The sequence below is a fragment of the Gemmatimonadales bacterium genome, from assembly GCA_036279355.1.
Lineage (GTDB): Bacteria > Gemmatimonadota > Gemmatimonadetes > Gemmatimonadales > GWC2-71-9 > DASQPE01.
Genome location: DASUJH010000015.1, coordinates 25,520 through 35,754, shown reverse-complemented (window position 1 = coordinate 35,754; position 10,235 = coordinate 25,520). Strand labels below are relative to the sequence as shown.

Annotated in this window: 9 protein-coding genes; 8 read left to right on the top strand and 1 reads right to left on the bottom strand. The window is 69.6% G+C overall.

From position 1 onward, the window contains the following. Together VFW66_03445 and VFW66_03440 are read left to right on the top strand one after the other, a co-directional pair. Positions 1-402: SDR family oxidoreductase (locus VFW66_03445; protein HEX5385738.1), on the top strand; the 402-nt coding region annotated here is incomplete at its 5' end. 50 nt (positions 403-452) lie between these two features. Next, the gene (locus tag VFW66_03440; GenBank protein HEX5385737.1) at positions 453-1,445 is read left to right on the top strand and encodes a branched-chain amino acid transaminase; all 993 of its coding nucleotides are present in this window, start codon (positions 453-455) and stop codon (positions 1,443-1,445) included. A 403-nt stretch (positions 1,446-1,848) separates the two neighbouring features. On the opposite strand, the gene VFW66_03435 is transcribed toward VFW66_03440, so the two are convergent. Next, complete coding sequence (locus VFW66_03435) at positions 1,849-2,607, bottom strand: dienelactone hydrolase family protein (GenBank protein HEX5385736.1); 759 nt, start codon at positions 2,605-2,607, stop codon at positions 1,849-1,851. Positions 2,608-2,703: 96 nt separating this feature from the next. Between VFW66_03435 and VFW66_03430 the strand changes: the two genes are divergently transcribed. The 6 genes from VFW66_03430 (at position 2,704) to VFW66_03405 (ending at position 10,169) form a co-directional block, all read left to right on the top strand. Continuing rightward, positions 2,704-3,960: a hypothetical protein gene (locus VFW66_03430; GenBank protein HEX5385735.1), complete on the top strand. Its 1,257-nt coding sequence runs from the start codon at positions 2,704-2,706 to the stop codon at positions 3,958-3,960. A 175-nt stretch (positions 3,961-4,135) separates the two neighbouring features. Continuing rightward, a complete protein-coding gene (locus tag VFW66_03425; GenBank protein ID HEX5385734.1) occupies positions 4,136-4,666 on the top strand; it encodes a 2Fe-2S iron-sulfur cluster-binding protein in 531 nt (176 codons plus the stop codon). A 3-nt stretch (positions 4,667-4,669) separates the two neighbouring features. Beyond that, the gene (locus VFW66_03420) at positions 4,670-5,653 is read left to right on the top strand and encodes a xanthine dehydrogenase family protein subunit M (GenBank protein ID HEX5385733.1); all 984 of its coding nucleotides are present in this window, start codon (positions 4,670-4,672) and stop codon (positions 5,651-5,653) included. Further along, on the top strand, positions 5,650-7,956 hold the full coding sequence (locus tag VFW66_03415) for a xanthine dehydrogenase family protein molybdopterin-binding subunit (protein HEX5385732.1): 2,307 nt from the start codon (positions 5,650-5,652) through the stop codon (positions 7,954-7,956). Before VFW66_03420 ends, VFW66_03415 begins: the two co-directional genes overlap by 4 nt. 58 nt (positions 7,957-8,014) lie before the next feature. Then, positions 8,015-9,448: an APC family permease gene (locus tag VFW66_03410; protein ID HEX5385731.1), complete on the top strand. Its 1,434-nt coding sequence runs from the start codon at positions 8,015-8,017 to the stop codon at positions 9,446-9,448. A 145-nt stretch (positions 9,449-9,593) separates the two neighbouring features. Further along, positions 9,594-10,169 (top strand): hypothetical protein, encoded by a 576-nt coding sequence (locus VFW66_03405; protein ID HEX5385730.1) that lies wholly within the window; start codon positions 9,594-9,596, stop codon positions 10,167-10,169. Positions 10,170-10,235: the final 66 nt, after the last annotated feature.

Here is a 10,235-nt window from a genome sequence, read left to right as displayed (position 1 = left end):
CGCTGGGGGCGCATTCTCAACGTCACGTCCATCACGGTGAAGCAGCCGGTCGAGGGGCTCATGCTCTCGAACAGCGTGCGCGCGGCGGTGACCGGCTTCGCGCGGACGCTTGCGAATGAAGTGGCGCCGTTCGGCGTCACCGTGAACAACCTGCTGCCGGGCTACACGCGCACGGAGCGGCTCACCGAGCTGGCGGCGGCCGGCGCCCGCGCGCGCGGCGCGGATCCGGCGGTGGGAGCCGCGGCGGCGTTCGCCGAGTGGGAGCGGCAGATCCCGATGGGCCGCTTGGGTGAACCGCGCGAGCTTGCGGCACTGGCGGCGTTCCTCGCGTCCGAGCGCGCGGCATACATCACGGGCACATCGATTCCGGTGGACGGCGGCTGGATCAAGGCATTGTACTGACGAGGCGGAAGCAGCACCCCACCAGCGAGGAAGCGGACGAGCGAGGCCCCATGGCGACAATTACGAAGACCGAGTGGATCTGGAAGGAAGGCGAGTTCATCCACTGGGAGGACGCGCGGATTCATCTCTTGTCGACGGCGGTGCAGTTCGGCACGTCGGTGTTCGAGGGGATTCGGTGTTACGGCACGCCGGACGGCCCCGCGATCTTCCGACTGCAGGACCATCTGCGCCGGTTGCACGACTCCTGTCGCATCTATCGGCTGGAGACGGCATGGGGGCCGGAGCAGCTGGCTGAAGTCTGCTGCGAGATCGTGCGGAAGAATGCCCTCGAAGCGTGCTACATCCGCCCGATGATTCTGCGGGGGTATGGTGCCGCGGGGATCGACGCCATCGGCAGCCCGGTCGAGGCGTATGTGGCGGCGTGGCCCTGGGGCACATATCTCGGCGCGGGCGCCCTCGAGAATGGTGTGGACGCCTGTGTCACGAGTTGGCAGCGCGCCGCGCCCAACACGTTCCCGATGATGGCCAAGGCCGCCGGGCAATATCTCAACAGCCAGCTCATGAAGTGGGAGGCGCAGCGGAACGGCTATCACGAGGCGATCGCCGTGGGGCCCACGGGACTCCTGAGTGAGGGCACGGGCAACAATCTGTTCCTGGTGCGAAAGGGCGTGCTGATCACGCCGGAGATCGACGGCACCATCCTGGCCGGCATCACGGCGGAGACGATTCTCACCCTCGCGCGCGACCTCGGCATCCCGACGAGCGTGCAGCAGGTGCCGCGGGAGATGCTCTACGGGGCGGACGAGCTGTTTTTCACCGGCACGGCAGCCGAGGTGACGCCGATTCGGAGCGTGGATCGGCTACCGGTGGGAGATGGCGCCAGGGGACCCATCACGCGGGTGCTGCAGGAGAGGTATTTAGGGACGGCGAAGGGGACATTGCCGGATGCGCATGGGTGGCTCACGCACGCGCGCGGCGCGCCTGGCGCGGATCGGAGCGGCGCACGCGCGGAGCGAGTGGTGGCCTCGCGTACGAGCGGCTGAAGTCAGACGCTGGCATGACGTTCGCCGCGAGCGATGCTCAGTAGGTGGCGTGCGAGGGTGCGAGGTCGGTTTCAATCCCCGCGCGCCACGGGTGGTCACGCCCGCGCAGGCGATGAAGCAAGGATGCAGCGAGCACACCGCTGGTGCGGCCGCCTCAGGCGAAACGACCGCGATGGAGATCTACTGCCGGTGCTTGGTGGACGCCGCAGTCATGGCCCGACTGCCGGACGCATCGATGCGCGTACTCGGATCTTCGTTCGACGATCGGAGTCTGAAGGAAGCGGGCGATCGGTACCCATCGTTCGCGACGGAGAAGCAAGCCTGCTATCACTGATTCGACCGCGGGCGCGAGCGCAGTGCGGTGCCGGGGCAGTCTGCAGTCGGTACGACAGCTTGGCGCCCCTCACTTCCGCGGCCCGAGCGCCCGCGCGAACAGCCCCACCATCGTCTCCCAGTGCCGCTCCGCCGCCCCGGTGTCGTATGCCGCCGTATCCCGAAACACCCACCCATGCTTCGCCGGATACGTCTCGACCACGTGCTCGACCCCTGCCGCCGTGAGCGCCTCGTCCAGCCGCCGCTGCATCTCTTCGGGAAACGACGCATCGTCGCTCGCGCCGCCGATGTACACCCGCGCCTTGATCCGCGGGGCGAGCAGGTGCGGGCTGTCCGGCGCGTCGGTCGCGAGCCGGCTCGGATGATATGCCGCGGCCGCGACGATGCGATCGGGAAACGTCCCCGCCGCGATGAACGCCATCCGCCCGCCCAGGCAGTAGCCGACGACGCCGATGCCGCCGGGAAGGACGTCGGGCTCCGCCGCCAGCCAGTCGAGGAACGCGGCGGTGTCGGACATGACGTTGTCCGCCGTCGCGTGCGCCATGAACTTCTCGGTGAGCACCGCGCGCGCCGCCGGGTCGGTGAACACCGTGCGCGCGTCCATCGGGTCGTACGGCCCCGAGCGGTAGTAGAGGTCCGGCAGCAGCACGAAGTAGCCGTGCGTCGCGAGCCGCTCGCCCAGCTCCAGCATTGCGGGCCGGATGCCGATGCCATCCATGTAAACGAGCACCGCGGGCCACGGCCCGCGCCCCTCAGGGCGGAAGACGAAGCTCCGGCAGATGCCGTCGCGAGTTCGGATTTCGATCTCGGTGCTGGTTACGCGTGTCATTTCGTGCAGTGCCCCCTAAGCGGGATGGCGGCGGGAGCCCACCCGCAAGATCTAGTTCTGAAACAGGCTCACTCTCAACTGAGGAACCCGTCGTCCATGCCCCCATCCCTCGGCAGGCTGCTTACGCTGGCGCTCGCCGTCAACCTGGCGCAGGGCTGTGCGCGCGCCACCCCGTCCACCGGCGCACGAAGCCATTCCTACATCTACGCCTTCGCCGGCGATGATGACAAGCGCCCCGGCGACAGCGACTTCCTCGCCGTGATCGACGCCGACCCCGCGAGCCCCACCTACGCCCGCGTCCTCGCGACCGCCCCGATCGGCGCCGCCGGCACGATGCCCCACCACACGGAGCTTACCATGCCCGGCAACGGGCAGTGGCTCTTCGCCAACGGCTTCATGTCCGGCCGCACGTTCCTCTTCGACCTCGCGAACCCGCTGGCGCCGCGGCTCGCGGCCACGCTCGACAGCATCCCCGGCTTCGTGAAGCCGCACAGCTACTGGCGGCTGCCGGATGGCCGGCTCGTCGCGACCGTGCAGTACGGCAACGGCTCGCGACCGGGAAATCCAGGCGGCATCGCGCTGCTCGCATCTCACGGGCAAGTGCTCGAGACCTCGAGCGCCGCCGACTCGGCGTTCCCCGACGCCCCGATCCGGACCTACTCGCTCGATGTCTCGCCGGTAAAGGATCGGATCATCACGACGAGCACGCCCATGGACGGCGTGCCGAGCGCCGACGTCGTCCAAGTCTGGCGCCTCTCCGATATGCACCTGCTGCGCACGCTCGCGCTGCCGGTCACCCCCGGAGATTCGTCCTTCCGCTATCCCTTCGAGGTTCGGTTTCTACCCGGCGACACGACCGCTCTGCTCAACACCTATTACTGCGGGTTCTACCTTCTTTCCGACCTCAACACGAGCGTACCGCGCATCGAGCGGGTCCTGTCGCTCCCGCGCCCGCAAAGTTACGGCTGCGCCGTCCCCCTCCTCTTCGGCCACTACTGGATCATGCCGATCGGGCGGGCGCACGAATTCCTCGTGCTCGATATCGCCGATCCGCGCCACCCCCGCCCCGCGGATTCCCTCATGACGGACTCAACCTTTCATCCGCACTGGCTGACGCGCGAGCCCGGGTCGAACCGTCTGGTGGCCACGTCCGGCAGGAATGACCATCGCGTACTGCTCGCGCGCTTCGACTCGACTCGCGGGACCATATCCTGGGACTCGACGTTCCGCGATCCCGACACGAAGCGGCTGGGCGTCGACTTCGATCGTGCCGCATGGCCCCACGGCGCCACCGGGGCCGCCATGCCGCATGGCGCGGTTTTCAGCGCCTCCGGCGTGGGCACGGCACGCTAAGCGCCAAACAGGAGGAGCGATGTGACTGGGCGACCACAATGGCGCGCCGCGGTCGATGTCCACGCCTCGCCACCCTGCTGGCCGTTCGAGCCATCGTCGCTGCGCCTCACGCCCGACGTCGTTCCTGTGAGGGCGATCACGCATTGCCACGGAGGAAGCCAGTACCTTCCCGCCCATGTCCGCCACCAAGCCTGGCGCCACCCGCTCCGTCGCCGCACGCAAGGATTTCGACATCGTGCTCTTCGTGAACGGCACCGAGCACCGCGTCCACATTGACGCCCGCACCACCCTGCTCGACGCCCTCCGCGATCGCCTGCACCTCACCGGGACCAAGAAGGGCTGCGGGCTGGGCCAGTGCGGCGCGTGCACCGTGCTGATCGACGGGCGCCGGATCAACTCCTGTCTCACCCTGGCCGTGATGCACGAGGGCGAGGCGATCACCACGATCGAAGGCCTGGCAGAGGGCGACGAGCTCCACGCGCTCCAGGCGGCTTTCATCGAGCACGACGGCTTCCAGTGCGGCTACTGCACTCCCGGACAGATCGTCTCCGGCGTCGGGCTCATCAACGAGGGCCGCATCCACTCCGAGGCCGAGATCCGCGAGTACATGAGCGGCAACATCTGCCGCTGCGGCGCGTATACCAACATCACCGCCGCCATCCGCGAGGTGGCCGAGCGCACCCTCGCCCGCGCGGCCGGCGTTTGAGCCATGGTGCCGTTCGCGTACGCCGCCGCGCACGATGTCGATGCCGCCGTGACCCACGCGGCACGCACGCGTGGCGCCGAGTTCATCGCGGGCGGCACCGACATGCTGCAACTGCTCGAGGAGCGCGTGCGCGCGCCGGCCGAGCTGATCGACATCAGCCGGCTGCCGCTCGCAGATATCGACGTAGGACCCGCCGGCGCCCGAATCGGCGCGCTGGCCCGCATGGCCGACGTGGCGGACGACCCGGGGATGCAGGAGCTCTTTCCCGTTGTCGTCCAAGCGCTGGTCGCGAGCGCGTCGCCCCAGGTGCGGAACATGGCGACGATCGGCGGCAACCTCCTGCAGCGCACCCGCTGCCTCTACTTCCGCGACGTGGCCACTCCGTGCAACAAGCGCGAGCCCGGCTCCGGCTGCCCGGCGCAGGACGGCCAGAATCGGATGAATGCCATTCTGGGCGGGAGCCCGCATTGCATCGCCGCCTACGCCGGCGATCTCGCCGTCGCACTCGTAGCGCTCGACGCGGACGTGCTCGTCACCGGTGAGCAGGGCGAGCGCACGATCCCGGTCGGCGAATTGCACCGCATGCCGGGCGACACGCCGGAGGTCGAAACTATCCTCGCCCCAGGCGATCTCATCACCGGCATCTTCATTCCTGCCTCCGCCTTTGCCGCGCAGTCGCACTACCTCAAGCTGCGCGATCGCGCCAGCTTCGAGTTCGCCCTCACCTCGGCCGCGGTGGGGCTCGATACCGACGGGGACACGATTCGCCAGGCGAGGGTCGCGGTCGGGGGCGTCGGCACCAAGCCGTGGCGGCTGCCGCAGGTCGAGGAGCGGCTCGTCGGCTCGCGGGCCCACGCCGACGTGTTCCACGCCGCCGCCGAGCGCGCCGCGGATGGCGCGGAGCCGCGCGCCGGGAACGCGTTCAAGGTCGAGCTGCTGAGGCGCACGGTCGAGCGCGCGCTCCGGACCGTGGCGGGGATTCCATGAGCGGCGCGCGACGGACCACGAGGGAGCCGCGCCAGACGAGCGGCGCCATCGGCCAGCCGCTGAGCCGCGTCGATGGCCGCGCCAAGGTCACCGGCTCGGCATCCTACGCGGCGGAGTTCGACCTGCCGGGGCTCGTGCATGCTGCGCTCGTCATGAGCACGGTGCCCCGGGGGCGTATCACGGCCATTGACACCGCCGCCGCCGAGCGCGCCGACGGCGTGCACGCCGTCATCACCCATCTCAACGCGCCGAAGCTTCCCTACCGTCCGCTCGAGAAGCGCCCCTCGGTGGACCCCGAGTCGGGCGAGCAGCTCCGCGTCTTCCAGGGACCCGAGGTGCTCTTCAGCGGCCAGCCGGTCGGCGTCGTCGTGGCCGATACCGTCGAGCAGGCGCGGCACGCCGCTGCGCTCGTCCGCGTGAGTTACGAGACCTCCGAAGCCGCAACCGTGTTCGCCCCGAGCCACGGCCGGCCACCGAGCGAAGCCACCGCCAAGGCGCGCCAACCCGGTGACGCTCACCGCGGCGACGCCGACCGCGCCTTTGCCGAGTGCCCGGTCACGGTGGACGCGACGTACGTGCAGCCGCGCGAGCACCACAACCCGATTGAGCTGCACGTGACGGTCGCCTCGTGGGAGGGCGGCCAGCTCACGCTCTACGACAAGACCCAGTGGGTGGACAACGACCGCTCCGAGATCGCGCATGTGTTCGGGATTCCCGAAGATCACATCCGCGTGATCTCGCCGTTCGTGGGCGGCGCGTTCGGCTCCGCGCTCCGCACCTGGCCGCACGTCACCGTCGCGGCGCTCGCGGCGCGCGAGGTGGGCCGGCCGGTCCGCCTCGAGCTCACTCGGCGCGAGATGTACACCTCCACCGGCTTCCGCCCTCGCACCGAGCAACGGGTGGCCCTCGGCGCCCGGCGCGACGGCACTCTCGCCGCGCTCATCCAGGAGGTGACCGCGCAGACTTCGACCTACGAGGAGTACGCGGAAGAGGTGCTCGACCCGCCGCGCACCGCGTACGCCTGCGCCAACGTGCGCACCCGCTATCGCTTCGTCGATCTCAACACGAATACGCCCTGCCCCATGCGCGGCCCCGGCTCCGTTACCGGTGTGCTGGCGCTCGAGATCGCGATGGACGAACTGGCCGTAACGCTCCGGATGGATCCGGTCGAGCTCCGCCTCAGGAACTACGCCGAGCGCGACGAGCACAAGGACCTGCCGTGGTCGAGCAAGGAGCTGCGCGCGTGTTATCACCTGGCGGCGGAGCGATTCGGGTGGGACCACCGCACGCCGGAGCCGCGCTCGATGCGCGACGGCGGGAGTCTCGTCGGTTACGGCATGGCGACGGCGATCTATCCGGCCCGCCGACGCGCCGCGTCAGCGTCGGCCACGCTTTTTGCCGACGGCACCGCGCTCGTCCGGAGCGCCGCGTCCGACATGGGTCCCGGCACCTACACCTCGATGACCCAGGTGGCCGCCGACGCGCTCGGCCTGCCGCTCGACCGCGTGCGCTTCGAGCTGGGCGACACCGAGTATCCCGAGGCGCCGGTACACGGCGGCTCGATCACGATGGCGAGCGTGGGGAGCGCGGTGCGCGCCGCGTGCGAAGCGGTGCGCGACAAGGCGCGGGCGCTCGAGGGTGCCTCGCTCCGCGACCACGGCCTCGACCGGCTCGAGGCCAGCGCGCATGTCGAGCCGGGCGATGAGTCGGAGCATTTCTCCACCTACTCTTTCGGTGCCATCTTCGCCGAAGTGCGGGTGGACCCTGACCTCGGCACAGTGCGCGTGCCCCGCATGGTAGGCGCGTACGACGTAGGCCGCGTGATCAACCCGAAGACGGCGCACAGCCAGTGCATCGGCGGGATGGTGGGCGGGATCGGCATGGCGCTGTTCGAGGAGGCGGCGTGGGACCCCCGGTTCGGCCGGGTAATGAACGCGAACCTCGCGGAGTACCTGGTGCCGGTGAATGCGGACGTGCCCGCGCTCGAGGCGCTGTTCGTGGCGAGCGACGACAGGCGGTTGAGCGAGCTCGGGAGCAAGGGCCTGGCGGAGCTCGCGATTTGCGGTGTGGCGCCGGCGATCGTGAACGCGGTCTATCACGCCACCGGCAAGCGCGTGCGCGAGCTGCCCGTCACACCGGACAAGCTGGTTTCCTTGCGGCCGCCGATGACGCAGTCGATCACCCCGGCCAATCCCGCGGCGAGCGACATGGGCGTGCCCGGCCGCAATCTCGACCAGCGCCTCGACGAAGCGCTGAAGCAGACGTTTCCCGCGAGCGATCCGGTCGCCGTGCGCATCGAGTAGTTGCGGAGAGCGGCTCGGGCATAGAGCTTGAGTCGCATCTCTCAGCCTCGGAATCCGCATGGCCACCGACGCCCGCGAGCTCGCGGCCCGCCGCGTTCGCGCGGTCGAGGCCCGGAGCACCAAGTTCCGCCGCGAGCTGGGCCTCGTGGACCTGGTGCTCATCCAGGTGCTCTACGTTGTGGGTTCGGGCTGGGTCGGCACGGCGGCCAAGCTCGGCCCGTCGCACATCGTCTTCTGGATACTCGCCGCCGCGCTGTTTTACCTGCCGCAAGCCGCCATCGTCATCTACCTCAACCGACAGATGCCGCTCGAGGGCGGGCTCTACCAGTGGGTAGCCGCCGGATTCGGCGAGCGCGCGGGCTTCTTCGTGGCGTGGAATCTCTGGGCTTATACCATCCTCGTCATGGCGACGTTCGGCGTCATCGTCGCCACCAATGTTTCCTACCTGCTCGGGCCCGGCGCCGCGTGGCTCACCGGCGCCCGGTGGTACACCGCCGGCCTCGGTGTCGCCGTCGTGTGCGGTATCATGCTGGTGTCGGTCCGGGGGCTCAGCGCGGGCAAGTGGCTGCAGAACGCGGGCGGCGCGGCGCAGTTTCTCACCTTCGGCGCGCTCATCATCGTGCCGTTCGTCGCCGTGCGCCGCGGTGCCCTTGCCGCCTACCACCCGCTCGCCACGGCGGCGCCGAGCTTCACTCTGCTCACCCTCAACATTCTCGGCAAGCTCGCGCTTGGCGCGTTCAGCGGCTTCGAGTACGTCGCCATCCTGGCCGGTGAATGCCGGAACCCGGCGCGCTCGATCGGGCGCTCGGTCGTGGTCGCCGTCCCGCTCATCGCGCTCATGTTCATCTTCGGCACGAGCAGCGTGCTGGCGCTCGTCCCCGCGCACGATATCGACCTCGTGAGCCCGATTCCGCAGGCGCTCACGCTCGGCTTTCGCGGCTTGGGTGTGGCGGCGTACGTCGTGCCCGCCCTCATCCTGCTCCTGCTGGTGCGCCAGGTGGGGAGCATGACGTACATCTTTGCCGGCAACACCCGCCTCCCGATGGTGGCCGGCTGGGACGGCCTTCTCCCCGCATGGTTCACCCGGCTGCACCCGCGCTTCCGCACACCGACCAACTCGATCCTCTTCGTCGGTGTGATTACCGCGGCGCTCACGGCCGCGGCGAATGCCGGCGTCGGCGTGCAGGAGGCGTTTCAACTGCTCGACAACGCGGCGGGAATCTTCTACGCCTTTGCCTACCTCGCGATGTTCGCCCTGCCGCTCGCGGCTGCCCGGCGTCTGGCCGAGCCGCCACCGCGTTGGCTCCGGGTGGCGGCGGTTGCCGGCTTCGGCATGACGCTGCTCTACACGGTGCTCGCGATCTTCCCGATCGTGGACGTGGCGAGCTGGTGGGTGTTCGGTGGCAAGATCGTCGCGGTGCTGGTGGCGGCGAATCTGATCGGAGCGGCAGTGTACGTAGCGGGGCGCCGCCGTGCGCTGGTGGCGGCATGACGTTTCGCGGGCCTGTGAGACTCGTCACGATGAGCGCACACGAACGTACATACCTTGCGGACAAGTCGCATTCGACGGACGCCAGCCGGCGCGCGGCGGTCCCCCTCCTCTGCGCCGCCGAAAGATTTCGCGAGCGGAGACGATCATGGGCAGGCAATTGAGCGGCGGCCGCCGCACGGCGGCGTGGCGTATGCGGTCGGCGCTCGCGCTGGGCGGCGTGCTCGCGGCGGGCGCACTGCTTGGCGGCGCGCTGCCCCAGGGCGCGCTGCCCCAGGGCGCGCTGCCCCAGGGCGTGCTTCCCACCTGGATCATCACCCCCGCGGCCCGCCCCGCACTGAAAAAGCTCTGGGCCCAGAGCGTCGCCGCGAGGCGCGAGCGCGTCGCCTGCCTGGGCGGCGTGATCCAGGCCGACACGGTGCGGATCACGCGCGCCGAGGTGCTCGACGCGGATTACTCCGACTCGCTCGGCGCCTCAGCAAACCGCTCGCTCACCACCTGCGTGCCACCGAAGTGGATCGGCACCGCGCACAGTCACGTGCGGTCCACCGACGACACCGCGCCCGCGCCCCGCTTCAGTCCCGGTGACCGCGCCGTGATGTCCGCCTGGAGCGATCGATGGGCGCGCCAGGGCGCGTTCTGCGTGCTCTACAGCGTGCGCGGCGCACACTGCGAGGTGTATCCCCCTCACCTGCCCGAGCGCACGCTGCCCGACACGCGCTGAGCGCGCCACCTTCTCTCCGGCCGCTGGCGCGCCGATATTTCGCTTTCCCTCTGGTCAGCACTGACT

Bases quoted from the DNA above. Each gene is read 5' to 3' on its own strand.
- VFW66_03440 (HEX5385737.1), top strand. From the start codon at position 453: ATGGCGACAATTACGAAGACCGAGTGGATCTGGAAGGAAGGCGAGTTC.
- VFW66_03435 (HEX5385736.1), bottom strand. From the start codon at position 2,607: ATGACACGCGTAACCAGCACCGAGATCGAAATCCGAACTCGCGACGGC.
- VFW66_03430 (HEX5385735.1), top strand. From the start codon at position 2,704: ATGCCCCCATCCCTCGGCAGGCTGCTTACGCTGGCGCTCGCCGTCAAC.
- VFW66_03425 (HEX5385734.1), top strand. From the start codon at position 4,136: ATGTCCGCCACCAAGCCTGGCGCCACCCGCTCCGTCGCCGCACGCAAG.
- VFW66_03420 (HEX5385733.1), top strand. From the start codon at position 4,670: ATGGTGCCGTTCGCGTACGCCGCCGCGCACGATGTCGATGCCGCCGTG.
- VFW66_03415 (HEX5385732.1), top strand. From the start codon at position 5,650: ATGAGCGGCGCGCGACGGACCACGAGGGAGCCGCGCCAGACGAGCGGC.
- VFW66_03410 (HEX5385731.1), top strand. From the start codon at position 8,015: ATGGCCACCGACGCCCGCGAGCTCGCGGCCCGCCGCGTTCGCGCGGTC.
- VFW66_03405 (HEX5385730.1), top strand. From the start codon at position 9,594: ATGGGCAGGCAATTGAGCGGCGGCCGCCGCACGGCGGCGTGGCGTATG.